The organism is Nonomuraea sp. NPDC051298, from assembly GCF_055586305.1.
Window position 1 is genome coordinate 50,860 of record NZ_JBVJIM010000001.1, and the last position, 26,408, is coordinate 77,267.

The 26,408-nt window shown below is 70.7% G+C and carries 25 protein-coding genes; 6 read left to right on the forward strand and 19 right to left on the reverse strand.

Translation table 11 applies throughout. The features are described from left to right. The first annotated feature begins 285 nt into the window (after positions 1 to 285). The 4 genes from ACZ6S0_RS00200 (at position 286) to ACZ6S0_RS00215 (ending at position 4,378) form a co-directional block, all read left to right on the forward strand. Positions 286 to 1,950: a class I adenylate-forming enzyme family protein gene (locus ACZ6S0_RS00200; RefSeq protein WP_465912281.1), complete on the forward strand. Its 1,665-nt coding sequence runs from the start codon at positions 286 to 288 to the stop codon at positions 1,948 to 1,950. Between the two features lie 165 nt (positions 1,951 to 2,115). Beyond that, the gene (locus ACZ6S0_RS00205) at positions 2,116 to 2,526 is read left to right on the forward strand and encodes a hypothetical protein (RefSeq protein WP_465912284.1); all 411 of its coding nucleotides are present in this window, start codon (positions 2,116 to 2,118) and stop codon (positions 2,524 to 2,526) included. Between the two features lie 40 nt (positions 2,527 to 2,566). Beyond that, positions 2,567 to 2,917 carry a nuclear transport factor 2 family protein gene (locus ACZ6S0_RS00210; RefSeq protein WP_465912286.1) on the forward strand — a complete coding sequence of 117 codons (351 nt, stop codon included), beginning with the start codon at positions 2,567 to 2,569 and terminating at the stop codon, positions 2,915 to 2,917. Positions 2,918 to 3,070: 153 nt separating this feature from the next. Continuing rightward, positions 3,071 to 4,378, forward strand: a complete 1,308-nt coding sequence (locus ACZ6S0_RS00215; RefSeq protein ID WP_465912288.1) for an MFS transporter — start codon at positions 3,071 to 3,073, stop codon at positions 4,376 to 4,378. Positions 4,379 to 4,528: 150 nt separating this feature from the next. Here the strand turns inward: ACZ6S0_RS00215 and ACZ6S0_RS00220 are convergent, their stop codons facing one another. Next, the gene (locus tag ACZ6S0_RS00220) at positions 4,529 to 5,272 is read right to left on the reverse strand and encodes a metallophosphoesterase family protein (protein ID WP_465912290.1); all 744 of its coding nucleotides are present in this window, start codon (positions 5,270 to 5,272) and stop codon (positions 4,529 to 4,531) included. Between the two features lie 136 nt (positions 5,273 to 5,408). Beyond that, positions 5,409 to 5,642 carry a hypothetical protein gene (locus ACZ6S0_RS00225; protein ID WP_465912292.1) on the reverse strand — a complete coding sequence of 78 codons (234 nt, stop codon included), beginning with the start codon at positions 5,640 to 5,642 and terminating at the stop codon, positions 5,409 to 5,411. A gap of 77 nt (positions 5,643 to 5,719) precedes the next feature. On the opposite strand from ACZ6S0_RS00225, the gene ACZ6S0_RS00230 reads away from it, so the two are divergent. Continuing rightward, a complete protein-coding gene (locus tag ACZ6S0_RS00230) occupies positions 5,720 to 6,334 on the forward strand; it encodes a Uma2 family endonuclease (RefSeq protein ID WP_465912294.1) in 615 nt (204 codons plus the stop codon). Between the two features lie 52 nt (positions 6,335 to 6,386). On the opposite strand, the gene ACZ6S0_RS00235 is transcribed toward ACZ6S0_RS00230, so the two are convergent. The 16 genes from ACZ6S0_RS00235 to ACZ6S0_RS00310 form a co-directional block, all read right to left on the reverse strand. Beyond that, a complete protein-coding gene (locus tag ACZ6S0_RS00235) occupies positions 6,387 to 8,939 on the reverse strand; it encodes a phenylalanine--tRNA ligase subunit beta (RefSeq protein WP_465912296.1) in 2,553 nt (850 codons plus the stop codon). Then, entirely contained in the window at positions 8,939 to 9,979 is a 1,041-nt protein-coding gene (gene pheS / locus ACZ6S0_RS00240; protein ID WP_465913340.1) for a phenylalanine--tRNA ligase subunit alpha, read from the reverse strand. The genes ACZ6S0_RS00235 and pheS overlap by 1 nt, the downstream gene beginning before the upstream one ends. Positions 9,980 to 10,110: 131 nt before the next feature. Continuing rightward, a complete protein-coding gene (locus tag ACZ6S0_RS00245) occupies positions 10,111 to 11,202 on the reverse strand; it encodes a sensor histidine kinase (protein WP_465912299.1) in 1,092 nt (363 codons plus the stop codon). A gap of 50 nt (positions 11,203 to 11,252) precedes the next feature. Beyond that, complete coding sequence (locus ACZ6S0_RS00250) at positions 11,253 to 12,056, reverse strand: TrmH family RNA methyltransferase (protein ID WP_465912301.1); 804 nt, start codon at positions 12,054 to 12,056, stop codon at positions 11,253 to 11,255. 136 nt (positions 12,057 to 12,192) lie between these two features. After that, positions 12,193 to 12,576, reverse strand: coding sequence for a 50S ribosomal protein L20 (gene rplT / locus ACZ6S0_RS00255; protein WP_465912304.1), 384 nt, complete (start codon positions 12,574 to 12,576; stop codon positions 12,193 to 12,195). A 24-nt stretch (positions 12,577 to 12,600) separates the two neighbouring features. After that, positions 12,601 to 12,795 carry a 50S ribosomal protein L35 gene (gene rpmI / locus ACZ6S0_RS00260; RefSeq protein ID WP_090761693.1) on the reverse strand — a complete coding sequence of 65 codons (195 nt, stop codon included), beginning with the start codon at positions 12,793 to 12,795 and terminating at the stop codon, positions 12,601 to 12,603. A 120-nt stretch (positions 12,796 to 12,915) separates the two neighbouring features. Further along, complete coding sequence (infC, locus tag ACZ6S0_RS00265; protein ID WP_465912306.1) at positions 12,916 to 13,593, reverse strand: translation initiation factor IF-3; 678 nt, start codon at positions 13,591 to 13,593, stop codon at positions 12,916 to 12,918. A gap of 284 nt (positions 13,594 to 13,877) precedes the next feature. Next, on the reverse strand, positions 13,878 to 14,738 hold the full coding sequence (locus ACZ6S0_RS00270; protein ID WP_465912309.1) for a shikimate dehydrogenase: 861 nt from the start codon (positions 14,736 to 14,738) through the stop codon (positions 13,878 to 13,880). A 194-nt stretch (positions 14,739 to 14,932) separates the two neighbouring features. After that, positions 14,933 to 16,087, reverse strand: a complete 1,155-nt coding sequence (gene mltG, locus ACZ6S0_RS00275; protein WP_465912311.1) for an endolytic transglycosylase MltG — start codon at positions 16,085 to 16,087, stop codon at positions 14,933 to 14,935. 211 nt (positions 16,088 to 16,298) lie between these two features. Then, positions 16,299 to 17,522 (reverse strand): endolytic transglycosylase MltG, encoded by a 1,224-nt coding sequence (gene mltG / locus ACZ6S0_RS00280; RefSeq protein ID WP_465912313.1) that lies wholly within the window; start codon positions 17,520 to 17,522, stop codon positions 16,299 to 16,301. Next, the gene (gene ruvX, locus ACZ6S0_RS00285; protein WP_465912315.1) at positions 17,519 to 17,998 is read right to left on the reverse strand and encodes a Holliday junction resolvase RuvX; all 480 of its coding nucleotides are present in this window, start codon (positions 17,996 to 17,998) and stop codon (positions 17,519 to 17,521) included. Before ruvX ends, mltG (ACZ6S0_RS00280) begins: the two co-directional genes overlap by 4 nt. A 1-nt stretch (position 17,999) precedes the next feature. After that, entirely contained in the window at positions 18,000 to 20,672 is a 2,673-nt protein-coding gene (alaS, locus tag ACZ6S0_RS00290) for an alanine--tRNA ligase (RefSeq protein WP_465912317.1), read from the reverse strand. 33 nt (positions 20,673 to 20,705) lie between these two features. Next, the gene (locus ACZ6S0_RS00295) at positions 20,706 to 20,936 is read right to left on the reverse strand and encodes a hypothetical protein (protein WP_465912319.1); all 231 of its coding nucleotides are present in this window, start codon (positions 20,934 to 20,936) and stop codon (positions 20,706 to 20,708) included. After that, entirely contained in the window at positions 20,933 to 21,322 is a 390-nt protein-coding gene (locus tag ACZ6S0_RS00300) for a DUF948 domain-containing protein (protein WP_465912321.1), read from the reverse strand. The genes ACZ6S0_RS00295 and ACZ6S0_RS00300 overlap by 4 nt, the downstream gene beginning before the upstream one ends. Positions 21,323 to 21,520: 198 nt before the next feature. Continuing rightward, a complete protein-coding gene (locus ACZ6S0_RS00305) occupies positions 21,521 to 22,762 on the reverse strand; it encodes a replication-associated recombination protein A (RefSeq protein ID WP_465913345.1) in 1,242 nt (413 codons plus the stop codon). A 98-nt stretch (positions 22,763 to 22,860) separates the two neighbouring features. After that, a complete protein-coding gene (locus ACZ6S0_RS00310) occupies positions 22,861 to 23,340 on the reverse strand; it encodes a DUF2231 domain-containing protein (RefSeq protein WP_465912323.1) in 480 nt (159 codons plus the stop codon). 169 nt (positions 23,341 to 23,509) lie between these two features. Here ACZ6S0_RS00310 and ACZ6S0_RS00315 point away from each other — a divergent pair, with 169 nt between their 5' ends. After that, the gene (locus ACZ6S0_RS00315) at positions 23,510 to 24,424 is read left to right on the forward strand and encodes a peptidylprolyl isomerase (protein WP_465912325.1); all 915 of its coding nucleotides are present in this window, start codon (positions 23,510 to 23,512) and stop codon (positions 24,422 to 24,424) included. 158 nt (positions 24,425 to 24,582) lie between these two features. Here the strand turns inward: ACZ6S0_RS00315 and aspS are convergent, their stop codons facing one another. Next, positions 24,583 to 26,364 (reverse strand): aspartate--tRNA ligase, encoded by a 1,782-nt coding sequence (gene aspS / locus ACZ6S0_RS00320; protein ID WP_465912327.1) that lies wholly within the window; start codon positions 26,362 to 26,364, stop codon positions 24,583 to 24,585. Between the last annotated feature and the right edge of the window lie 44 nt (positions 26,365 to 26,408).

The following is a 26,408-nucleotide window of genomic DNA, read 5'->3' on the forward strand; positions in this document are numbered from 1 at the left end:
GGAGCGAGGACGAATGCACGGGACATCTACCTCCGGAGGCAGGCACTCGGTTCCGAAAGTTTCGGCCCGGATCGGACCGCACCGACGACGGTATTGACCGGTGAGTGCGCGGTCAACCACGAACTCACCGCAGCACCAGAGCAGCAGTTGGAGGGCTGAAACTATCGGATGACAAGTGAAACTTTCACATGGCACTCGGTCACGATTTGACCGTCTAGCGCGACGTACCTACCGGTCGGTACTGTGATTTATCCGGGATAATCGTCCACTGCGGGAGTTCAGCGGATGTCTCTTTCGCACGCCCAGGTCCAGGCCCAGCTCACCGGCCCCGGCCAGCTTTTCGAGATCGAGGAGATCGGCGACACCGGCGTACGCACGTGGAAGCACGCCCCCGCCCACTTCCGGGCGCTGCTGGAGATGAGCAGGTTCCACGGCGACAAGGTCTTCCTGGTGTACGAGGACGAGCACCTCACGTTCGAGGACCACTTCCGCCGCGCCGCCACCCTCGCCACCCGCCTGGTCGAGGAGTACGGCGTGACCAAGGGCGACCGGGTGGCCGTGGCCATGCGCAACTACCCGGAATGGGTGGTCTCGTTCTCGGCCGCGCTGGTGGCGGGCGCCGTCGCCGTACCGCTCAACGCCTGGTGGACGGAGACCGAGCTGGCCTACGGCGTGCGCGACTCCGGCGCCAAGGTGCTGATCGCGGACGGCGAGCGCGCGGCCCGGCTGGCCGCCACGGGCGTGCCGATGATCGTCACCAGGGGTGAGACACCGGCCGGGGCCCGTGCGTTCGACGAGGTCATGGGCGAGGTCACCGCCGACGCGAAGCTCCCCGACGTCGAACTGGCCCCGCACGACCCGGCCACGATCTTCTACACCTCGGGCACGACCGGCAGCCCCAAGGGCGCGCTGGGCAGCCACCGCAACCTGGGCCAGTCGCCCATGACGATCGCGTACGGGCTCATGCGCGCGACCGTCCTGGCCGGGCAGGACCCGGGGGCGGCGGCCGGCGTCCGCAGGGTCTCGCTCCTGACCGTCCCGCTCTTCCACGTCACCGGCTGCTTCTCGGCCATGACGAGCACGATGTTCGGCGGCGGCTGCCTCGTGCTCATGTACAAGTGGGACCCCGAGCAGGCGCTGCGCCTGATCGAGCGCGAACGGGTGACCGCCATGGTCGGCGTGCCCACCAACGCCTGGCAGCTCATGTCCCATCCCGACTTCGGCAAGTACGACCTGTCCTCCCTGACCACCCTCGGCTACGGCGGCGCCCCCTCCCCGCCCAAGCTTCTGGAACGCATCGCCACGTACCTCCCCGACCGCGCCCCCTCCAACGGCTACGGCATGACCGAGACCTCAGCCCTGGCCATCGGCAACGGCGGCGCCGACTACCTGGCCAGACCCGAGAGCATCGGCGTGCCCTCCCCCGTGGTGGACGTGCGCGTGGTGGACCCGGCCGGCGCCGAGCTGCCCGCCGGCGAGGTCGGCGAGCTGTGCGTACGCGGCCCGAACGTCATCCTGGGCTACTGGAACAAGCCGGAGGCGACCGCGCGGACGTTCGTGGACGGGTGGCTGCACACCGGCGACCTGGCCAAGATCGACGAAGAGGGCTTCGTCTACATCGTGGACCGCGCCAAGGACATGGTCATCAGGGGCGGCGAGAACGTCTACTGCGCCGAGGTGGAGGCGGCGCTGTTCGAGCACCCGGCGGTGGACGACGTGGCCGTGATCGGGGTGCCGCACGAGGAACTGGGCGAGGAGGTCGGGGCGGTCATCCGCCTGGCTCCCGGCGCGTCGGTCACGGGAGAGGAGCTGCGGACGTTCCTCTCGGGCCGGATCGCCAAGTTCAAGATCCCGGCACACGTGTGGTTCCGCGACGCCGAACTGCCGCGGAACCCCGGCGGCAAGATCCTCAAGACGCACCTGCGCCGGGAGATCCTCGGCAACCCCTGAGGCGGCCCCAGGACCCGCCTGCGTGACGGTCCTCACATCATCCGCGTTCTCCCTGGTGAGAGCGCGGATTCCGGTCCTCGCCTACCTCACGGGTAATCGCGGCCCCTACCCACGGCCTGACATCTTTCAGGTGTCCGACCAGGCCGTCCGTAAAAGGAGCCCGATATGACCGCCGTGACCGTCACCCCCGACCGGATGAAGTTCCTGCGCCTCGCGCTGGCCGCCGACGCCGTCGTCACCGGCGGCAACGGCCTGGCCTACCTCGCCCTCGCCACCCCGGTGAGCCCCCTGCTCGGCCCCGGCACCGGCCTGCTGCGCGGCATCGGCGTCTTCCTCCTCGCGTACGCCGTCGCGGTCGGCCTCCTGGCCGCCCGCCGCCAGATCTCCCCCACCGGCACCCGGGCCGTGATCGCCATGAACATCGTCTGGACCCTGGGCAGCATCGCCGCCGTCGTCACCGGAGCGGCCGACCTCACCACCGCCGGATCCGCCTGGGCCATCGCCCAGGCCCTGGTGGTCGCCCTCTTCGCCGAACTCCAGATCACCGGCCTGCGCAGGACCCGCACCGCCGCCTGACCACCCACCGCCTTCAGACCCCAGAGAAAGAACGAGAACCATGACCCTCATCGACCGCTACGTCGCCTGCTGGAACGAGACCGACCCCGAGGCTCGCGCCAAGGCCGTGGCCGACCTGTGGACCGAGGACGCCACCTACACCGACCCGCTGGCGGACGTCTCCGGCCACGCCGGGATCGCCGCGGTGATCGAGGGCGCGCAGGGCATGTTCCCCGGCCTGGTCTTCACCCCCGGCGACCTGTACGACGCCCACCACCACACCGCCCGCTTCACCTGGCACCTGGGCCCGGCGGGCGGAGAGCCCGTCGCGATCGGGTTCGACGTGATCGAGCTGGCCGAGGACGGCAGGATCCGCAAGGCCCTCGGCTTCCTGGACAAGGTCCCCTCCTGACCACTGAAACCTTGACCGAGGCGGCCCCGGAACAACCTCCGAGGGCCGCCTCGGCGCTGCCCCGCCGAAACCCCGACCGCCCCAGGGCCGAGCATTCACACGGTCACAAATTGAGTTGCCCTGACCACGGCGTTCACCGGAAAATTGCACTTCGTGCCCGCTGCCGTGAAACGCCTTCTCCGTCACCTTTCGCTGGACCTGAGCCCGCTGCGCGACTCCCGCGACTACCGGCTGCTCTTCGGGTCCGGCGTCATCACGATGTTCGGCACGATGATCTCCATGGTCGCGGTGCCGTACCAGATGAAGGAGCTGACGGACTCCTACCTGGCCGTCGGGCTGGTGAGCCTGGCCGAGTTCGTCCCGATGGTGGTGTGCGGGCTGTGGGGCGGGGCCATCGCCGACGCGCTCGACCGCCGCAAGATCATCGTGCTGAGCGAGCTGGGCCTGCTGGTCACCACCGCCGCCCTCATGGTCAACGCGATGCTGCCCGACCCCCAGGTCTGGGTCCTGTACGTGATGGGCGCGCTCTCCACCGGCATCGCCTCCCTGCAACGTCCGAGCCTTGAGGCCGTGATCCAGCAGGTCGTCAAGCACGAGCAACAGAGCGCCGCCGCGGTGCTGTCGAGCCTGCGCTGGAACTTCGGCGCCATCGTGGCCCCGGCGCTGGGCGGCCTGATGGTCACGGCATGGGGGCCGGCCTCGGCGTACGCGCTCGACACGCTGACCTTCCTGGTGTCGATGGTCCTGCTCAGCCGGGTCAGGTCGCTGCCCGCCGCCGAGGATGCCGCGCCCGCGTCGCTGCGGTCGCTGGTCGAGGGCGTGAGATACGCGGTGGGCCGCAAGGACCTCATAGGCACCTACCTGGTGGACATGGCCGCCATGGTGTTCGCGATGGCGACGGCGTTGTTCCCGTTCCTGGCCGACGAGCTGAAGGCGCCGCAGGCCCTCGGGCTGCTCTATTCGGCCGCCGCGGTGGGCGCGCTGATCGCCTCGCTCACCGGCCGCTGGACGGCACGGGTGCAGCGCCACGGTCTCGGCGTGATCGTGGCGGCGGCGGCCTGGGGCGCGGCGGTGGCCCTGGCCGCCCTGGCTCCGAACATCTGGCTGATCTTCGCCTGCCTCGCGCTCGCGGGCGCGGCCGACATGATCAGCGGCATCTTCCGCATGACGATGTGGAACCAGACCATCCCGCCCGAGCTGCGCGGCCGCCTGGCGGGCATCGAACTGCTCTCCTACGCCAGCGGCCCGATGCTGGGCAACGCACGGGCCAGCCTCATGGGGAACATCGGCGGCACCCGCTTCTCCCTCGGGGCGGGCGGCCTGCTCTGCGTCGCGGCCGTCCTCGGCCTGGCCGCCGCCCTGCCGAAGTTCCGCCGGTACGACGCGCGCACGGACGAGCACGCCCTGGCGGGGAAGGCCCGCAGGGAGGCCGACGCCAAAGCAGAGGCGAAAACCACCTGACACAGCATCCTCGGCACCGCTGAACACCAGAACCCCCGGCACCACCGAACTCCAGCACCCCGGGTACCACCGAACATCGGTGCCCCGGGCACCACCGAACATCGGTGCCCCGGGCACCACCGAACATCGGCGCCCCTGAACCGCCGCCGATCAGGGGCGCCGCTCCGCCTTCGCGAAGACGGTCAGCGCCTCGGCGTCGGAGTAGACGTGGGAAACGTACTCACCGACCCACTCCTCGATCCCCTCGAACCCGCTCTCGGCGACCAGCCGCTCCCCCACCCGCCGAGCGTCGAGCGGCGTGGTCATCAAGGTCACCGCACCGCTCTCCCCGTCGAGCAACGCCCACTGCGCCCCGTATCTCCCGTACGGCATCCCGACCGACCCCGGGTTGACCACCAGCACCCGATCGGCCAGCCGGACGAACGGCATGTGCGTGTGGCCCACGACCACCGTCTCGGCGCTCTCCCCCGCCAGCACCTCGCCCCACCGCTCCAGCGAACTGTCGACCAGGATCATCTCCTCGTCGCCGCGCGGCGTGGCGTGCACGAACAACGTCTCCCCCAGCCGCCCCAGCTCCAGCACCTGCCGCGCGGGCAGCCCGGCGAGCAGCTCGACCTGGTCGGCCCGCAGTCGCCCGGCCGCCCACTGGCTGGACGGATAGGGGCTCTCCTTCCCCCGGGCCGCCTCCACCAGCTCGCGGTCGGCGTTGCCTCCCACCCACAACGCGCGCTCGCCCAGGGAGACCAGCAGGTCGATCGTCTGCACCGGCATCGGCCCGGCCGCCACGTCACCGGTGAGCACGATCAGATCGGCGGCCACCACCTCGGGCTCGGCCAGCACGGCTTCGAGCGCGGGCAGCACACCATGGACGTCGGAGAGCACGGCGACACGCATACGCCCACTCTCCCGCACTCCGGCCGCACCGGATCACATGTTCGCACCCGACGAACAACCTCGGCCCGCCCGAGCCCGCACCGGGCACGTCAACCAGCCAGGTCCTGGGAGGCCCCCCTCTTAGGACCGTCCGCCGTCAGCTCTCCTCGCGCCACCCGTCGTACCGCTCGACCAGCTCGTCCACCCGCCCCAGGGCGGCCTCGTCCAGCCCTTCGACGACGACCAGCCACTGCGCGTCCTCGGCGTCGTCCTCCCCGGCCAGCGTCTCCCGCACCACCCGAGGCACCCCCACCTCCGGAAACCACTCCCCCAGCGTCTCGGCCACCTCCTCCGCGTCGTCCCGCTCGCCGAAGACCAGCAACCGCGCCATACCGATCCTCCAGACTTACCCGACCGTGTCCTGTCGTTTACCTGGCGTGAGCACAAGAGATTGGTAGCGTTTGGACCATGACTGCCGAAGCGATGATCGAAAAGATGACGCATCCTTCTCACCCCGACTGGTTGATCCCACCGCCAGAGGGCTTCACGGCAGACGACCTCGATCACCCTCCGGATTTGCCTGCGCACACAGAGTTGATTGATGGAAGCTTGGTCTTCGTGAGCCCACAGCGAGACTTCCATTCCTCCGTACTCTTCCGGCTGCACGTCGAGCTGGAAGAACTCGCGCCCGAAGACCACGAAGTGCGCCAGCAGATGAGCATCAAACTCGGACCTCGGCAACGTCCCGAGCCCGACCTGGTCGTTCTCGGGCCCAACGCAATCTTCACCAGCGGGATCACCTACTTCGACGCCGCGGACGTCGTCCTCGCCGTCGATGTGGTCTCACCCGACTCGGAGATCCGCGACCGGGAGCGCAAGCCCGTCCTCTACGCGGAAGCCGGGATTCCGCACTACTGGCGGGTCGAAGAGATCCACGGCCAGCCCGCGGTCTTCGTCTTCGAGCGCGACCCCGGCACGAAGGCCTACGCCAGCGCCGGCGTTCACCACGACCGGCTCAAGCTCACGGTCCCGTTCGACATCGACATCGACCTCACCACGCTCTACCGGCCCCGCACCCGCTGAGGGCCGGCGCGGCGTCCGCCGCGCCGACCCCCCGCGTCACCTCGTCAGCCGCTCACCCGCGAAGCTGCGCGCCCACCCGGTCGGCCGCCATCGCGACCGCCGCGTCGCGCGCGGCCGTGGTCTCCTCCACGGTCAGCGTACGGTCGGCGGCCCGGAACCGCATCGAGTACGCGAGCGACTTGTTGCCCTCGCCCACCTGCTCCCCGGCGTAGACGTCGAACAACCGGATCGACTCCAGCAGCTCCCCCGCCCCGTCGCGCAGCGCCGCCTCGACGTCGGCCACCGGCGTGAAGTCGGGCACGATCAGCGCGACGTCCTGGGTGGCCACCGGGTAGGCCGACACCGACGGTGTCTGCACCGGCCCCGGCATGGCCGCCTCCAGCCGCGACAGCTCCAGCTCCATCGCCGCCGTGCGCGCCGGCAGCCCGTACGCCTCGACCACCCGCGGATGCAGCTCACCGGCGTGCCCCACCAGCGTGTCGCCCACGTAGAGGGCGGCACACCGGCCCGGGTGGAACGGTTCGTGCTGGTCGGCGCTGATGGACAGCTCCAGCCGCGCCTCACCCGCCACCAGCCGGGCGGCCTGCACCGCGTCGGCCCACGAGGCCGCGCGCCCGTCGCCCCACCAGCCGGACCGCTCGAACTCCCCGGCCAGCACCACCGCGACCCGCAGCGGCTGCTCGGGCAGCGCCGCCTCGATCGAGGCCAGCTCCTCGAGGGTCGGCCGGCGCTCGACGCCGAGCACCGGAGCCGTCGCGGGCCCGCTCTCGCGCGGCCGGTAGACGGCGCCCGTCTCGAACAGCGCCACGTCGGGGAAGCCGCGCCCGACGTTGCGTACGAGGGTCTTCAGCAACCCCGGCAGCAACGTCGTGCGCATCAGCGGCTCGTCCTCCGACAGCGGGTTGGCCAGCCGGGCGGCGCGGCGGCGCGCGTCGTCGGCGGGCAACTGCAGCCGGTCGAAGTCGTCGGGGCTGATGAACGGATAGCTGAGCACCTCGACGTAGCCGCCCTCGGCCAGCGCCCGGCCGACCCGCCTGCGCAGGCGCTGCGACTCGGTGAGGCCCGCGCCCGCCGGGGCGGAGGGCAGCACCGACGGGAGGCTCTCGTAGCCCTCCAGCCGGATGACCTCCTCGGCCAGGTCGTTGGGGTCGGTGAGGTCGGGCCGCCAGGACGGCGGCGTCACGGTGATCATGTCGTCGCCGGTGACCGCGAGCCTGGCCGCCAGCGCGCCGCCGGTCACGACGCCGGTCGGGGCCACGCCGCCCTTGCGCACGGCCGGGTCGGCGCCGTCGGTCACGACGCAGCCGACCTGTTCGAGGCGGGCGACCACGGTGTCCTTCGAATACGTCATCCCGGCCACCCGGCTCGGGTGGCCGGCCGGGATCGCGATGCGCGCGGGCGTCACCTCGACCTCGGCGTGCGTGACCCCGGGCTGGACGCTCGCGCCGCCCAGCTCGGCCAGGAGCTGCACGGCCCGCCACGAGGCGACGAGCGGCAGCTCACGGTCGACGCCGCGTTCGAACCGCTTGGACGCCTCCGACACCAGCCCGTGCCGGCGCGACTCGCGCGAGATGCCGGTCGCGGAGAAGTGGGCGGCCTCGATGACGATGTCGGTCGAGCTGCCGGAGATCTCGGTCTCCAGCCCGCCCATCGTGCCGGCCATCGAGATCGGCCCCGACTGGTCGGTGATGAGGATGTCGTCGGGATCGAGCTCGCGCACCACGTGGTCGAGGGTCTCCAGCCGCTCACCGGCCTCGGCCCTGCGCACCACGATCTCGCCCGTCAGCCTGGCCCGGTCGAACGCGTGCAGCGGCTGCCCGAGCTCCAGCATCAGGTAGTTGGTGACGTCGACGGCCAGGGACACCGGCCGCATACCGGCCCGGGTGAGGCGTACGCGCATCCACAGCGGGCTCTGCGCGGCCGGGTCGAAGCCGCGCACCTCGCGCAGCACGAACCGGTCGCACGCCGTCGGGTCGGCGATGACGGCCGGCCACGACGGCCCGCTCTCGGCGGGCAGCTCGACGTCGGCGGGGTCGCGGAAGGCCACCCCGAACGCGGTGGCGGTCTCGCGCGCCACCCCCCTGATCGACAGCGCGTAGCCGATGTCGGGGGTGATCTCCAGCTCGATCACCTCGTCGCGCAGCCCGAGCAACTCGACCACGTCGGCGCCGATCGGCGTGCCCGCGGGCAGCACCATGATGCCGTTGTGGTCGTCGCCCAGCCCCAGCTCGCGCTCGGAGCAGATCATGCCCTCGGACACGCGCCCGTACGTCTTGCGCGCCCCGACCTCGAACCCGCCGGGCAGCACGCCCCCGGGCAGCACGACCGGCACGCGGTCGCCCGCGGCGAAGTTCGTGGCGCCACAGACGATCATCCGTGGCTCGGCCTCGCCGGTCTCGACCCTGCAGTGCCTGATCGGCTTCTTGAAACCGGTCAGCTCCTCGATCTGGAGCACCTCGCCGACGACGACGTTCTTGACGTCGTGGCCGTGCGAGGAGATCGACTCGAGCTTGAGCCCGGCCGCGGTGAGCCTGTCGGCCACTTCCTGCGCGGTGGCCGCCGGGAGATCGACATACTCCCGCAGCCAGGAGAGCGGGACCTTCATCAGATCTCCATTCCGAACGGGAGCGTGAAGCGCACGTCTCCCTCGACCATGTCACGCATGTCCTCGGCGTTGTGGCGGAACATCAGCGTCCGCTCGATGCCCATGCCGAACGCGAAGCCGGAGTACCGCGAGGGGTCGACGCCGCACGCGACGAGCACGCGCGGGTTGACCATGCCGCAGCCGCCCCACTCGATCCAGCCCTCCGACTTGCAGGTGCGGCAGGGCGGGTTGCCGGGGACCGCCGAGGCGCCCCGGCAGACGAAGCACTTCAGGTCCATCTCGGCGGACGGCTCGGTGAACGGGAAGTAGTTGGGCCGGAACCGGGTGGTGATGCCCTTGCCGAACATCACCTCCGCGAACCGGTCGAGCGTGCCCTTGAGGTGGGCCATCGTCAGGCCCTCGTCGACGGCCAGGCCCTCGGTCTGGTGGAAGACCGGGGTGTGGGTGGCGTCGAGCTCGTCGGTGCGGAACGTCTTGCCCGGGGAGATCACGTAGACCGGCAGCTCGCGCTGGAGCAGCGCGCGAATCTGCACCGGCGAGGTCTGCGTGCGCAGCACCATGCCCGACTCGGTGGAGTCGACGAAGAACGTGTCGTGGTCGGAGCGGGCCGGGTGGTCCTTGGCGATGTTGAGCGCGTCGAAGTTGAACCACTCGCCTTCGAGCTCGGGACCCTCGGCCACCTCGTAGCCCATGGCGACGAACGCGTCGGCGATGCGCTCCTGCAGCGTCGTCAGCGGGTGGCGGGCGCCGCGCGGCCGCCGGTCCCAGGGCAGGGTGACGTCGACGGTCTCCTCGACGAGCACCCGGGCGTCGCGCTCGGCCTCCAGCTCGGCCTGGCGGGCGGCCAGCGCCTCGTTGATCGCCTTGCGGGCCGCGCCGACGCGCTTGCCGGCCTCGGCGCGGGCGGCGGGCGGCAGGGCGCCGATCTCACGGTTGGCCAGGGCGATGGGCGAGCGGTCGCCCGCGTGCGCCAGCCTGGCCTGCTTGAGTGCGTCGAGGTCGCCGGCCGTCTTGATCGCGGCGACGGCGTCGGCCTCCATCCGCGACAACTCGTCGGCATGCAACGGTGTCACCTCGACGGGATCGTAGTCAGACAAGAGTGAGCTCCGTATCCAGGGCTTGAGCGGAAAAGAGTCTAGTGGGACCCGCCCACCGGGCCCGAACGCGGCGACTAGACGCCGGCGAAGTCGGGCGTGCCGGTGGGCAGGGTAAATCGGAACTCCGCCCCGCCCTCGGGGGCCCGCGCCACCGTGATCGTGCCGCCGTGCGCCTCGACCAAACCCTTGACGATGAACAGGCCGAGCCCGGTGCCGCCGCGGCGACGGCTGTTGCCGCCCCGCCAGAACTGCCTGAAGACGCGCGGAGCCAGCTCGGGCTCGATGCCCTCGCCCTCATCGCGCACCGACACGGCAACTCCCCACTCGAAGGACTCGATCTCTATTGTCACGGTGCCGCGCCCGTGGCGCAGCGCGTTTTCCACCAGGTTACCCAGGATCTGGTCGATCTTGTCCTGGTCGAGCCACATCTCCGGCAGGTCGGCGCCCGCGATCAGGTGGAACCGGTCTTCGGCCTCACCTGCCGCGACCCGGCCCGCGACGAGCCGCCGCGCCCTGGCGGGCAGGTCGACGACCTGGCGGCGCACCTCCAGCCGCCCGGACTCGATGCGCGAGACGTCGAGCAGCTCGGTGATGAGCCGGGTGACGCGGTCGGCGTCGTTGTTGACGGTCTCCAGCATGACGCGCTTCTGCTCGTCGGTGAACCGCTCCCACTTCGCCAGCAGCGTCGCCGTGAAGCCCTTGACGCTGGTCAGCGGCGAGCGCAGCTCGTGGGCCACGGTGGAGACCAGGTCGGCGCGGCTGCGCTCCAGCCTGGCCCGCGCGCCGCCGTCGCGCAGCGTGATCGCCACGCGGTCGACCTCGCCGCCGCGCTCCGGCTCGCGGACGAGCCGGGCGGCGACGTAGAGCTCCTGCCCGCCGGGCAGGTGCAGCGGCCGCTCGGGCACGCGTACGCGGGTGCGCAGCCCGCCCTCGGGGTCGAGCGCCTTCCACCAGTCGCGCCCGTCGTTGTCGCGGAACGGGAACACGTCGTTCATGTGCCGGCCGACCGCGCGCTCCATGGCGACGCCGGTGAGCCGGGCGGCGGCCCGGTTGACCGCCTGCACGCGCCCGTTTCGGTCGGTCACGATGAGGCCGTCGGGAAGATCGTCGATGGCTATCGTGCACAGGGCGGCCACGACTCGCCCGTCGGTGTCTGCGCCGTGCACGACCTCGCCTCCTCCACCTACAACGCCGACAATAGCGGGTTTCCGGCCGCCTAGGGCACTCGCTGCGCCCTGGCCGAGGAGTAAAGGCATACCGCCGCTGCGGTGGCCAGGTTCAGACTTTCAGCCTGTCCGTAGATGGGCACTCTGACCACATCGTCCGCCTCGGCGAGTATCTCCTCCGGCAGTCCCCACGCCTCGTTGCCGAAGATCCACGCGGTCGGTCCCGAGAGATCGACATCGTCGAGCGTGTGCTTGCCCGTGCCGTCGGCCGCCAGCACGCGCAGCCCCCGCTCCCTGAGTTGACGCACGGCGGCGCCCACGGGTGCACCGATCGCGACGGGCACGTGGAACAGGCTGCCAGCGCTGGCGCGTACGCACTTGCCGTTGTACGGGTCCACGGAGGCGTCGGTGAAGACCACCGCGTCGGCCCCGGCGGCGTCGGCCGCCCGCATGACGGTCCCGGCGTTGCCAGGATCGCGCACGTGTGCCAGCACCGCCACCAGCCGTGCCTGGCCGGACAGCGCCTCCTCCAGCGGCACGTGGACGAGCCCGCAGACGGCCACCAGCCCCTGCGGGGTCACGGTCTGCGACAGCTCGGCCATGACCTCGCCGCTGGCCCGGTGCACGGGCACGCCCTTGAGCGTGGCCTCGGTGATCAACTCGGGGTGGCGCAGCTCGGCCTCGGCCGTGCTGAACAGCTCGAGCGGCACGCCGTCGAGCTTGAGCGCCTCGCGCACCGCCTGCGGCCCCTCGGCCAGGAATCTTCTGTCCTGCTCGCGGAAGGCCCGTTTGGTGAGCCGCCTGGCGGCCTTGACCCGCGGCGATCTCACGTTGGTCAGTTCGGACCCGGCCATCGTCTCCCCCAGTCGTGCGGACGGCTCATGCGGCCCGTCCCCGCGGCCGACCCCCTGAAGTGGGCCCACGCGGCTCGTGCAGACAGCAACAAAGGGCCCACCGTCGTCGGTGGGCCCCTCGGTCAGATCAGCCGCTTCAGCTCGCGGCCGGAGCGTTCACGTTCGCCGGGAGCGCCTTCTTGGCGGCCTCGACGAGCGTGGCGAAGGTCTGGCTGTCGTTGACCGCGAGATCGGCCAGGATCTTCCTGTCGACCTCGATGTTGGCCAGGCGCAGACCCTGGATCAGGCGGTTGTAGGTCATGCCGTTCTGGCGGGCGGCGGCATTGATGCGCTGAATCCACAGACGACGGAAAGCGCCCTTGCGATCCTTGCGGTCGCGGTAGGCGTACGTCATCGAGTGGAGCATCTGCTCCTTGGCCTTGCGGTAGAGCCGCGACCGCTGGCCACGGTAACCTCTCGCCCTTTCGAGGACGACCTTACGCTTCTTCTTGGCGTTGAGCGCCCGCTTCACGCGTGCCATGATTCTTCTCCCCGGGGGTTCGCACTACTTGGCGAGCAGCTTCTTGATCTTCTTCGAGTCGGCGTCGGAAAGGACGACCTCGTTCTTGAGACGGCGCGTCAGCGTGGACGACTTCCACTCGTTGTAGTGCGCGCGGTTGGCACGGCGACGCTTGATCTTGCCGGTGCCGGTGACCCGGAACCGCTTTTTCGCACCGCTGTGCGTCTTCATCTTCGGCATGTCGCCGTCTCTCCTCGTTTCGGTCGTGCCGCTGGCCGGGCCGGTGCTGGCCGACCCGGTCGCGGCGTCTTCGTCTGCCGGTGGCTGCTGGGGTGTTGTAAGGCTAACCCCAACCGCGGGTCACGCCTCCTGTTCGGAAGGCTCCTCGCTGCCACGCTGGGCCTTGGCTGCGGCCTTTTCCGCCTTCGCCTCGGCCTTCTTCTTGTGCGGACCGATCACCATGATCATGTTACGGCCGTCCTGCTTCGCGTGGGACTCCACGAACCCCAGCTCCTGGACGTCGTCCGCCAGCCGCTGCAGGAGCCGGAAACCGAGCTCCGGCCGGGACTGCTCGCGTCCGCGGAACATGATCGTGACTTTGACCTTGTCTCCCGCCTTCAGGAACCGCACCACGTGACCCTTCTTGGTCTCGTAGTCGTGCGGGTCGATCTTCGGCCGGAGCTTGATCTCCTTGATGATCGTGTGCGCCTGATTCTTGCGCGCCTCGCGCGCCTTCATCGCGGACTCGTACTTGAACTTGCCGTAGTCCATGAGCTTGCACACGGGCGGTCGAGCTGTGGCCGCGACCTCGACGAGGTCGAGGTCGGCCTCCTGGGCGAGCTTCAGCGCGTCGTGAATCGAGACGATGCCTACCTGCTCGCCGTTCGGGCCCACGAGGCGAACCTCGGGAACTCGGATACGCTCGTTGATGCGGGGCTCAGTGCTGATGGGGCCTCCTAGGTTTGCGATCCCTACGTGCTCGTCGCATCGGAGCTTTACGCATTCCCGCGAACGCGAAAAGCCCCGCACGTCGCGCATGCGGGGCCACTGAGCTCTTCGGCTTCGTGGCCTTGAGCTCCCCGGAGTAGTCCGGCGTGATCCTGGACCCGGCCGCCTTTCCGGCGACTCAGGTGGGAGGGAGACCTCCGCTTGCGCGTCCAGCAAGGCATGCCGGACCGATCAGAGAGCTACATTACCACAACGCCTGGGGCCGTTCGAATCATTCCGGGCGGACCACCGGAGCCCGCAACCGTCGTTCCAGGCGGACCGCCGGGCCCCCGCCACCGTCATTCCGGACGGGCCGCCGGGGTCCGCAACCGCCGTCAGGACGCGGGTCCGGCGGCCGAGCGCCTGCGGATCTCGGCCTCCCCCGCCGCGCGCATGGCCTCCACCGGCACGTCGGCCGCGCCGGTCATCAACCGCACCTGCCGCACCGCCTGGTGCAGCAGCATCTCGAACCCGGCGACCACCGTGCCGCCCGCGGCCGCGACCGCCGCCGCGGCGCTCGTCGGCCACGGCGAGTAGACCACGTCGAAGAGCGCGGGCACCCGCGCCAGCCGGTCGGCGAAGGCGTCGGCGGCCCCGCCCGGCAGCGTGGAGACCACCAGGTCCACCCCCGTGAACGCGTCGAGCTTGTCGAACGTCTCCATCGACAGCGTCACGCCCAGCCGCTCGGCCACCTCCGCCGTCTCCCCGGCCCGCGCCGGGTCGCGCGCCAGCAGCGTGACCGAGAACAGCCCCAGGTTGCGCAGCGCCGCCAGCGTGGAGGCCGCCGTGGCGCCGCCGCCCAGCACGGTCGCCGAGCGCGGCGCGGGCACCCCGGCCCCGGCCAGCGCCCGCTCGATGCCGTAGACGTCGGTGTTGTCGCCGTGCCGCCGCCCGTCCCTGAAGATCACGGTGTTGGCCCCGCCAACCTCCAGGGCCGCTTCGGAGACCGTGTCGAGCAGGGGCAGCACGGCCCGCTTTAGCGGCATCGTGAGCGACAGCCCGGCCCAGGCGTCGTCTCCCGCGCCGGCCTGCCCGCGTACGGGCGTCAGCCCCGCCAGCAGCTCCGGCAGCCGGACCTCGTCGCACTCGAACGCCTCATAGCTCCACCCGTCGAGCCCCATCGCCCGGTAGGCGGCCCTGTGCAGGCAGGGCGAGAGCGAATGACCGATGGGCGAGCCCATCACCGCAGCCCGCATCCCCACTCCTTCCGAACAGGCACGACCCTATCGCCCTCGTCGCCCCGCCCTGTCCCCCGGCCGCATGACGCCCGCCCGCGGACGCCTCGGACGGCCTCGGGCGCGCGGCGGCCTCGGGCGCGCGGCGGCCTCGGGCGCGCGGCGGCGCGGCGGCGCGGCGGCCCGGGGGGTGCCCCGGGCAGACGCAGGGGCGGTCAGCCGCCGTTCCGCCTGAGCTCGGCCTCCAACTGCTGGAACTCGGCGTACGTGTTCGCGAACTTCGTGACGTTGCTCTTCGGGTCGGTGGCCGCGAAGTAGAGCCAGTCACCCTTGGCCGGACTGAGCGCCGCCTCGATGGCGTGGTCACCCGGGTTGGTGATCGCGCCGGGCGGCAGCCCCAGGTTCATGTACGTGTTGTACGGGTGCTTGGTCTCCGTCTCGGCGATGGTCGCGGTCGTGCGGAACCTGTTGAGCGCGTACATCACCGTGCTGTCCATCTGCAGCTTCATCGGCGGATCGAGTTCGAGCCGGTTGTAGATGACGCGGGCGATCTTCGCCATGTCCTCCTGCCGGCCGGCCTCGGCCTGGACGATGCTGGCGATGACGATGATCTCGTGCGGCGGGCGGCCGAGGGCCTTGGCGCCGCCTTCGAGGTCCATCTGGTCGGCGGTCTGGTTGAACCGCTTGACCATCGCCGCCAGCATCTCCTTGGGGGTGGTCTTGGGCTGGAACTGGTACGTGGCCGGGAAGGCGTAGCCCTCCAGCCGGCCCTTGGCGTAGGACGGCAGGCCGAGGTCCTCGGTGTCCTTGGCCGCGGCGGCGAAGTCCTTGGCCGGTTTGCCGGTCTCCTTGGCGAGCTTGGCGAGCGTCTGGGACAGCCGCAGGCCCTCCTCAAGCGTGACCGTCACGAGCATCCGGCTGTCCGGGGCGAGCAGCAACGTGACGGCGTTGGCGGCCGACATCCGCTTGCGCATCTTGTACTCGCCGGGCTGCAACTGGTCGCTCTTGCCCGCGTTGCCGATCGCGTTGGTGAACGCCCTGGCGCTGGCCACGACCCCCTGCTTGGCCAGTTCCTCGGCCACCTCGGAGGCGCTCTGCCCCTGTTTGACCTCGATGACGACATCGCCCGCGCCCTGACCGGTGAAGTCGTCGGGCACGAGCGCGTCGCTGAGCCAGAGGTAGCCGTAGTAGCCGCCCCCGCCGAGGATGCCCGCCAGGACGACGAAGGCGAGCAGCGGCGCGAGCAGCCCGCCCCGGTTGCGGCGACGGCGACGGCGGCGGCCGCCGCGTTTGCCGGCTCGGGTACGGCGCCGAGGCGAGCCTTCGTCGTCCTCGGGGCCGAGCAGCGTGTTCAGATCGAGATCGTTCATAGGTGCGCTGGCCAATCTCCCGGTGCCGGCAGCCGGGCGTCAAGCAGATCTGCCCAACCGGCTGGAGTCACCGAGCGAAACTGGGGGATCCGCCGGACGCGGGGGGACGACCGGCGGGGATCACTCTGGGTAGCCATGCTAAGGGACGGAAAGAGGACGCATGCCCCGTTTTGGGGCTTTTGCCGGGGGCCAGGGGTGGTCCCGTCGAACATCATCTCGTCCCGAGGTTCTTGTTCAACTCTTCCCGGTATCTCACGAACTCGCTCTCTTTGTCAGTGAATTTGGTGATTCTATGCGCCGGATCCGTGGTGACAAACCAGTGCCAATCACCATCGGCAGGGTTCAGCGCCGCCATCAGCGCCTTCTCTCCGGGATTGGCGATGGGTCCCGGCGGCAGCCCTCGGTGGCGGTAGGTGTTGTACGAAGAGTTCACCTTGGTGTCACGCTCCGTCACCTTCAGTGTTCTCCGGTTCTGCGCGTACAGGACGGTGCTGTCGATCTCCAGCGGGGTGCCCTTGGCCAGGCGGTTGTAGATCACCCTGGAGATCTTCGGGTAGTCCTCGTCGGTGCCGCCCTCGGCCTGGATCATGCTGGCCACCGTGACGACCTGGAGCGGCGTCAGGTTCACCCGACCGGCCTGCTCCTCCAGCCCCACGTGGCGGGCCGCGGCGGCGAAGCGCTCGGCCATGGCCGCCAGCACGTCCACGGCCGTGTCGCCGGGCTCGACCTCGTACGTGGCGGGGAACAGGAACCCCTCCAGCCCCGAGGCGTACCGGGGCAGGCCGACCAGGGCCTTGTCCACCTTGCGCAGGTCGTCCACGCGCAGGCCGGTCAGCTTGGCCACGCGGTCGAACACCTCCGACACCCGCATCCCCTCGGGCACGGTCACCCGCCGCACGACCCGGGAGGCGGGAGCGAGCAGCAGGTCGAGCGCCGCGCCCGCGGCCATGCCCTTGCGCAGCCGGTAGTGCCCGGGCCGCAGCCGGTCGCTCACCGCGCGGTCCTCGGTCGCGTTCACGAACGACTGCGCGCTGGCCACCACCCCGGCCTCGGCCAGCACCGAGCCGATCGCCTGCGCGCTGGAGCCGGGCGCGATCCGCACGGTCACCGCGCCGCTGCCCGGCCCGTCGAAGTCGTCGGGGCTCAGGTACGGCTTGAGCACCATGATCGCCCCCACACCCAGGGCCAGCACCCCGGCGAGCAGGCCCGCGGACAGCAGCCCGGCCTTGCGGATGGCCCCGTGCCGACGCGCGGGCAGCGGGATGACCTCCGCCTCGGGCCCCGCGGGCTCGTCCACCGGCCGCTCGGCCGATGGTCTCTCCGCCTCGGGCCGCTCCTCGGCGGCCGGGGGGTCGGGCTCGTCGGCCGCGCCCTCCCCCGGGCGGAACGGGATCACCTCACCGACGTCGTCCCCGTCGTCCGGTTTCCCGCTCATGAGGCAGATCCGTCGGCCGCTGTTGGCGGTTCGACGGGCCTGCCTGGTGGTCTTTCCGTGGCGCGCTCGGAGTCGAGCGCGTCCTGGAGCAGTACGACGGCCGCCGCCTGGTCGACGACGCCGCGCTGCTTCTTGCTCCGTACGCCGCTGGCCCGCAGCCCGTGCTGGGCCGCGACCGTGGTCAGCCGCTCGTCGAACAGGCGGACCGGCGTGGGCGCCAGCCGGGCCGCGAGCCTGGCGGCGAACTCGCGCGCCAGCCCCGCCGCCTGACCCTCACGCCCCGACAGCGAGGTGGGCAACCCGACCACGACCTCGATCGCCTCGTGTTCTGCGACGATCGCGGCGATGCGGGTGAGGTCGCCCTTGCCTCGTCTGACAGTCTCGACCGGCGTGGCCAGCAGCCCGGAAGGGTCGCTGCGGGCCACGCCGATGCGTACGGAGCCGACGTCGACGCCGATCCGTGAACCGAATCTCATGTCAGCCGAGCTGCCCAGAAATCGCCTCTTCGACCAGGCGCAACGCGTCGCCGATCGCCTCCGGCCGCGTGCCACCGCCTTGCGCGACGTCGTCCTTGCCGCCACCGCCACCCCCCAGAGCCTTGGCGGCGACGCCGACCAGTTTCCCGGCCTTGAGCCCCCGCTCGCGCCCCGCCTCGTTGACCGCGGCAACCACCACCGGCCGGTCGGAGGGGACGCCGACGATCACGATGACCGCCGGCCGGTCGGCCGGGAACCTGCCACGCACATCAAGCGCGAGCTTACGCAGATCGTCGGCGCCGGTTCCATCAGGCGCGCGGTGTGTCACGACGGAGACACCACGCAGGTCACGGGCCTGCGCTACCAGCTCGCCAGCCACCTGGAGCACCTGGGCCGAGCGGAGCCGCTCCAGCTCCTTCTCCGCCGTGCGCAGGCGGGTGACGATGCCGTCGATGCGCTCGGGCAGCTCCTCGCGGCGCGCCTTGAGCTGCTCGGTGAGCTGGCTGACCAGCACGCTCTCGCGGGCCAGGAAGCGGAAGGCGTCGATGCCGACCAGCGCCTCGACGCGGCGCACGCCCGCTCCGACCGACTGCTCGCCCAGCACCTTGACCAGGCCGAGCTGGCCCGAGCTGTGGACGTGGGTGCCACCGCACAGCTCGCGCGAGTAGTCGCCGATCTCGACCACGCGGACCTCGTCGCCGTACTTCTCGCCGAACATCGCCAGCGCGCCCATCGCCCTGGCCTCCGCCTGGGAGGTGTAGAAGGCGTTGACCTTGAGGTCGTTGACCAGCACCGCGTTGACCTCGTCCTCGACGTCGCGCAGCACGCTGGGCGGCACCGCGCCCGCCGCGGTGAAGTCGAAGCGGAAGCGGCCGGGCGAGTTCTCCGAGCCGGCCTGCGCCGCCGTCTCGCCGAGCGCGTTCTTGAAGCCGCGGTGGACGAGGTGGGTGGCGCTGTGGCTGCGCGAGATCGCGCGGCGGCGCTCGAGGTCGATCTCCGCCTGCGCCTCGTCGCCGATCCGCAGCTCGCCGGCGCGCACCTTGCCGCGGTGCACGACCAGCCCGGACAGCGGCGACTGCACGTCGGTGATCTCGACCTCGGCGCCGCTCGTGCGGATCAGGCCCTGGTCGGCGAGCTGGCCACCGCCCTCGGCGTAGAACGGGGTGCGCTGGAGCACGACCTCGACCGTGGCGCCCGCGCCGGCCGCCGGGACGGACACGCCGTCGACGAGGATGCCGACCACGCTCGTGTCGGCCTCGGTCTGGTCGTAGCCGAGGAACTCGACCTTGCCCGCCGCCTCCAGGAGCTGCCCGAAGACGGAGATGTCGGCGTTTCCGGTCTTCTTCGCCGCCGCGTCGGCCTTGGCCCGCTCCCGCTGCTCCTTCATGAGGCGGCGGAAGCCCTCCTCGTCGACCTTGAGCCCGTGCTCGGACGCCATCTCCAGCGTCAGGTCGATCGGGAAGCCGTAGGTGTCGTGGAGCTGGAACGCCTGGTCGCCGGAGATCGCGGCGCCGGACTTGCGCTTGGTCTCCTCGACGGCCACGTCGAAGATCGCGGTGCCGGTGCGGAGCGTGCCGAGGAAGCTCACCTCCTCGGCGTCGATGACCGCGTGGATCTGCGGCGCGTCGGCCTTCAGCTCGGTGTACTGCTCGCCCATGACGTTGATCGCGACGTCGGTCAGCTCGTGCATGTAGCGCTCGTCGCCCGAGCCGAGCAGCCGCAGGTTGCGGATCGAGCGGCGCAGGATGCGGCGCAGCACGTAGCCGCGGCCCTCGTTGCTCGGCAGGACGCCGTCGGCGACCAGCATGGTGCCGGTGCGCACGTGGTCGGCGATCACCCGCAGGCTGACGTCGGCGCGGTGGTCGCGGCCGTAGCGGGTCTTGGTCAGCTCGGCCGCCCGGTCGAGGATCTTGTAGGTGGTGTCGATCTCGTAGAGGTTGTCGACGCCCTGCAGGATCGCCGCCATGCGCTCCAGGCCCATGCCGGTGTCGATGTTCTTGCTCGGCAGGTCGCCGGAGATGTCGAAGTCGACCTTCGAGCGGACGGCGCTGAGCTGGTACTGCATGAAGACGAGGTTCCACACCTCGAGGTAGCGGTCTTCGTCGGCGACCGGGCCGCCTTCTTTGCCGTATTCGGCGCCGCGGTCGTAGTAGATCTCCGAGCACGGGCCGCCGGGGCCGGGCACGCCCATGTGCCAGTAGTTGTCCTCCAGGCCGCGGCGCTGGATGCGCTCGTCGGGCACGCCCACCTTGTTGCGCCAGAGGTCGTACGCCTCGTCGTCGTCGTGGTAGACCGTCGCCCACAGCTTGTCTTCCGGGAAGCCGAAGCCGCCGTCGGACTCGGACCTGGTGAGCAGCTCCCACGCGAAGGGGATCACCTCGGCCTTGAAGTAGTCGCCGAAGGAGAAGTTGCCCAGCATCTGGAAGAACGTCGCGTGCCGGGTGGTCTTGCCGACCATGTCGATGTCGGGGGTGCGCACGCACTTCTGCGCGGTGGCCAGCCGTGACCCCGGAGGCCGTCGCTGCCCCAGGAAGTACGGCTTGAACGGCACCATACCCGCATTGACCAGGAGAAGCGTCGGGTCCTCAGCGATCAGGCTGGCCGAGGGCACTATCTTGTGCCCACGCTCCTCGAAGAAGCGCAGGAAGCGGCGGGCGATCTCTGCCGACTCCATGGTGGCCATCCTTTGCTGTAGTCAGTCGTGTGGTCAGTTGTCGTCTTCAGCGTTGTCGAGCCCGAAGCGCGCCCGCAACTCGGTTTCGCGCGCCTCGGCCTCGCCGAGCGCGTCGGTAGTAAAGTCTCTCACCCGCCGGAGCATCCCCGCCGCGCCGTCGGCCGTGCGGCGGGCGACGTGGTCGGGGTGCAGGGCCTGGAGCCTGCGCATCACCCAGAAGGCGAGGAACGCCCCGAGCGAGAGGTAGAACAGCCGCCGGATCATCGCGGCCGCCGCTGCCGCGCTCTGGCGGGCGTGCGCGTCCGGCGGGCCTCGATGGCGCGGCGCACGCCGTAGCCGAGCGAGGACACCTTGATCAGCGGCCCGGTGAAGATGGTCTGGGTCACGGCGCTGAGCCTGGCCGCGTGCCCGCTGACCTGCTTGACGTCGTGGGCGATGGCCTCGACGGCGACCAACTGCCTGTTGGTCTCGTTGACCGTGACGCTGACGTCGTCGAGCAGCGGCCCCAGGCGGTTGTTCAGGTCGGCGACCGCCTTGGTGGTCTCGGTGAGCAGCCTGGCGAGCTTGACGAGCACCATGGCCATGACGCAGACAAGGACCACCCAGCCCGTGGCCGCGATCAGCCCGGCGACCTCTCCAGCGGTAAGCATCCGCTCATCTCCCTCGTACGCTGGGCCGGAACGGCAAGACCCTATCGCGTTCGGGTGACAAGGTTAGTGCGGAAACCTCCCTTGATCAGGCAGCCACGGCGGCTCCCTGCCCTCCGGTGACGGCTCACGCGAGGCTCGGATCTCGCCTGACGCCGGCCGTTCCCGTGCCGCACGGACGCGCGCGGCGGGGCGCCGGCGTCACGAGCCGCGCAGGAAGTCACGGATCTTGGCCCACCGCTCGGCCACCGGGCCCTCCGCCCCGTGCCGGGTCGGCTCGTAGTAGCGCCGCCCGCGCACCTGCTCGGGCGCGTAGTCCTGGCGCACCAGCCCGTGGTCGAAGTCGTGCGGGTATTTGTAGCCGTCGCCGTGCCCGAGCTTGGCCGCCCCGGGGTAGTGGGCGTCGCGCAGGTGGCCGGGCACCTGGCCGATCAGCCCCTTGCGCACGTCGCCGACGGCCGCCCCGATGGCCTTGACCACGGCGTTGGACTTGGGCGCCATCGCGCAGTGGATGACCGCGTGCGCCAGGTTGATCTGCCCCTCGGGCAGCCCGATGAGCTGCACCGCCTGCGCGGCGGCCACCGCCGTCTGCAGGCACGTCGGGTCGGCCATGCCCACGTCTTCCGAGGCGAAGATGACGACGCGGCGGGCGATGAAGCGCGGGTCCTCGCCCGCCTCGATCATGCGGGCCAGGTAGTGGAGCGCGGCGTCGGCGTCGGACCCGCGCATCGACTTGATGAACGCGCTGATCACGTCGTAGTGCTGGTCGCCCTGCCGGTCGTAGCGCACGGCGGCCTTGTCGACGGCCTTCTCCACCACCTCCACCGTGATGTCGTCGGCCAGCAGCGCCGCCGCCTCCAGGTACGTCAGCGACCGCCGCGCGTCGCCGCCCGCCAGGCGTACGAGGTGGTCGAGCGCCTCGGGCGAGAGCGTCGCGCGCCCGCCCAGCCCGCGTGGGTCGGACACCGCCCGCTCCAGCACCGCCCGCACGTCGTCGTCGGACAGCGACTCCAGCGTGAGCAGCAGCGAGCGCGACAGCAGCGGCGAGATGACCGAGAAGAACGGGTTTTCCGTGGTGGCGCCGATGAAGGTGACCCAGCGGTTCTCCACGGCGGGGAGCAGGGCGTCCTGCTGGGCCTTGTTGAAGCGGTGCACCTCGTCGACGAACAGCACGGTCTGGCGGCCGCTCATGCCCAGCTCGCGGCGGGCGTTGTCGATGGCGGCGCGTACGTCTTTGACGCCCGCCGACACGGCGGAGACCTCGACGAAGCGCCGCTCGGTGACGTTGGAGACGACGTAGGCCAGCGTGGTCTTGCCGGTGCCGGGCGGGCCCCACAGGAACAGCGACATGGGAGCCTCGCTCTCGACCAGGCGCCGCAGCGGAGTGCCCGGCCCGAGCAGGTGACGCTGGCCGATCACCTCGTCGAGCGTGCGCGGGCGCATCCGGACCGCGAGGGGCTGCGGGGTGGCCTCCTCGGCCGCCGAATCGAACAGGCTATCCACAACGCGAGATTACACGCTGAGGCAAGGGCTCGACGCGGCTACGACCACACCGCCCGCGCCCCCGAGTCCCCTGCGCGGAAGACGAAATAGCCGGCCACGGCCGCCAGCACCACGGTCACCGCCGAGAGGACCACCGTGACGGGCCGGCCGAAGCGGTCGCGGCCGACGGAGTCGCGGGCGGGGGTGGTGGAGTAGACGAGCAGCAGGGCGGCCACGCCGAGCCCGGCCGCCGAGAGGAGCAGCGGGGTCGCGAAGCTCTGGTGCGTGGAGATGCGGGCGGCCAGTTCGCCCTCGGCCGTGGCGAAGCGGGCCGCCTCGAGGTTCTCGCCGCTTTCCTTGGCCGCGAGGACGGCCGCGGGGGAGGCCAGGGCGAGCAGGACCACCGCCCACGCCATGTGGGTACGCCAGCGAGGCAGCAGCGCGTAGACTGCCGCGACGGCGACGAGGAGCGGGGTCAGCACCACGGCGAAGTGAATGATCAGCGGATGGGCCGGCAGGCCCATGATCTCGTCGAACATGAGGCGCTCCTTAGTGCTCATTTCAACTACGAATGGCAGCACCATATGGTTCACGACCTCATCAGTCGCACCATGCGGCTTTCGCCACTTACGTCCGTCACATATCAGGGGCCGGTAGCATGCGCGGAGTTGTTTGGTCATGCGACGGCAAAAACGAGAGGACATAGCGGTGAGCGGCGACGACCGCCAGAGCGAAGAGGACCGCCAGAAAGAGCTGGCGCGAGAGCACAAGGAACGCCAGTCGAAACGGGCGGCCGAGCAGAACGCCAAGGGCAGGCGGAACACCTTCATCGGCGCGGCCGTGGCCGTCGTCGTGGTCGCGGGCGGCATCTTCGCCGCGACCACCCTGGTCAACGGCGGCGACGGTACGGAGCCCGCCTCGGCGCAGAGCTCGCCGTCCGCGTCGGCCTCGCCCTCCGCCACGCTGCCGACCGAGTTGCCGAGCACCGCGCCGCCCAGGAAGGCGAGCGACATCTCCTGCACGTACAAGCGTGACAAGTCGGTCCCGCACAAGTACGTGGGCCTGCCGCCCAAGCAGCCCAACCTGAAGCTGTCGACGATGACACTGAAGACCAACCGCGGCGACATCGTCATCGAGGTCGACCCCAACGCCACCCCGTGCTCGGTCAACTCGATGGCCTTCCTGGCGAAGAAGCGCTTCTACGAGGGCAACAAGTGCCACCGCCTGGCCACGCCCGAGACCTCCGGCCTGGGCCTGATCCAGTGCGGCGACCCGCAGGCCAAGGCCGACGGCAAGAACGCCACCGACGGCCAGGGCAACGCCGGCTACGTCTTCACGGACGAGGCGGTGGGCGTCATGCCGTACACCAGGGGCGTGGTCTTCCTGACCCAGCCCCTGGACGCGGCCGGGCAGAACAGCAGCCAGTTCGCCTTCTCGCTGACGGACGAGAACACCCAGATCGAGCCGGCGTACACGCCGCTCGGCGTCGTCAAGTCGGGCATGGAGATCCTCGACGAGATCTCCAAGGGCGGCGTGCTCACCAACCCCGAGGACATCACGGGCGACGGCGGCTCCTCCGCGCCGAAGCTCCCGCTCGTCATCGAGAAGGTCACCCTCAAGTAGGAGGACCCGCGCCAAAGCGGCAGGCACCGCCGGTGCCTGCCGCTTTCGCTGTGCCACGTCCCTTTGCCACGGAACCCTCTGCCAGGGAACCGGCCCTCACCCACGCGACGGGCTCTTCGCCGCGTGCGGGCCCGTCGCGCGGACCCGCCGGAGCGCCGCTACGCCTGGACCTGGGAGACCTCGGCCCTGGGCCCGTCGGCCTTGGCCGCCTCTGACTTGGGCTGGGCGTCGACGCCCGCCTCCTTGCGCTGCTCGACCGTGATCGGCGTGGGCGCGCCCGTGAGCGGGTCGAAGCCGGAGGCCGTCTTCGGGAACGCGATCACGTCGCGGATCGAGTCGCCGCCGGACAGCAGCATGCAGATGCGGTCCCAGCCGTAGGCGATGCCGCCGTGCGGGGGCGGGCCGTACTTGAACGCCTCCAGCAGGAAGCCGAACTTGCTCTCGGCCTCCTCCTTGGAGATGCCCAGCACGTCGAACACCCGCTGCTGCATCTCGGCCCGGTGGATACGGATCGAGCCGCCGCCGATCTCCATGCCGTTGCAGACCATGTCGTAGGCGTAGGCCAGCGCCTCGCCGGGGTGGTCCTGGAAGTTGTCGGCCCACTCCGGCTTCGGCCCGGTGAACGGGTGGTGCACGGCCGTCCAGCCGCCCTCGCCGTCCTCCTCGAACATGGGGGCGTCGACGACCCACAGGAACGACCACAGCGACTCGTCGATCAGGCCGCAGCGGCGGCCGATCTCCAGCCGGGCCGCGCCCAGCAGGTCGCGCGAGGCGTTCCTGGCGCCGGCGGCGAAGAAGATCGCGTCGCCCGGCTCGGCCCCGACCTTGGCGGCCAGCCCGGACAGCTCCGCCTCCGACAGGTTCTTGGCGACGGGGCCGCCGAGCGTGCCGTCTTCCTGGACGAGCACGTAGGCCAGGCCCTTGGCGCCGCGCGAGCGGGCCCACTCCTGCCAGCCGTCCAGCTCCTTGCGGGTCTGCCCGGCCCCGCCCGGCATGACCACGGCGCCGACGTAGTCGGCCTGGAAGACACGGAAGGTGGTGCCGGAGAAGTATTCGGTCATCTCGACCAGCTCCTGGCCGAAGCGCAGGTCGGGCTTGTCGGAGCCGTAGCGGGCCATGGCGTCGGCGTACGTCATGCGCGGCAGCGGCGTCGGCAGGTCGTGGCCGACGATGTCCTTCCACAGCCGGCCGACCAGCCTCTCGCCGACCTCGATGACGTCTTCCTGGTCGACGAACGACATCTCGACGTCGATCTGCGTGAACTCCGGCTGCCGGTCGGCGCGCAGGTCCTCGTCGCGGTAGCACTTGGCGAGCTGGTAGTAGCGCTCGAGCCCGGCCACCTGCAGGAGCTGCTTGAAGAGCTGCGGCGACTGCGGCAGCGCGTACCAGTTGCCGGGCTGCAGGCGCACCGGCACCAGGAAGTCGCGCGCGCCCTCGGGCGTGGAGCGGGTCAGGGTGGGCGTCTCGACGTAGACGAAGCCCAGCTCGTGCATCACCTCGTTGGCCAGGTAGGTGGCCTTGGAGCGGGTGCGCATCGCCGTGGCCACCTGCTGGCGGCGGATGTCGAGGTAGCGGTACTTCAGCCGCGCCTCCTCCGACACCCCCACGTTGCCCTCGATCGGGAACGGCAGCGGCGCGGACTCGCTCAGCACCTCGACCCGCTCGGCCACCACCTCGATCGCGCCGGTCGGCAGGTCGGGGTTCTCGTTGCCCTCGGGGCGCACCCTGACCTGGCCGACGACCTGCACGCAGTATTCGGCGCGCAGGTCGTGGGCGTGGTCCTCCTCGCGGAAGACCACCTGCGCCGAGCCGGAGGCGTCGCGCAGGTCGATGAAGACGACGCCGCCGTGGTCACGGCGGCGGGCCACCCATCCTGCGAGCGTCACCTGCTGCCCGGCGTGCTCCTCGCGGAGCGACCCGGCGGTATGCGTGCGGATCACTGCACTTTCCCTTCATGCTGAGAGGAGAGGGGCGGCAGCGGCCC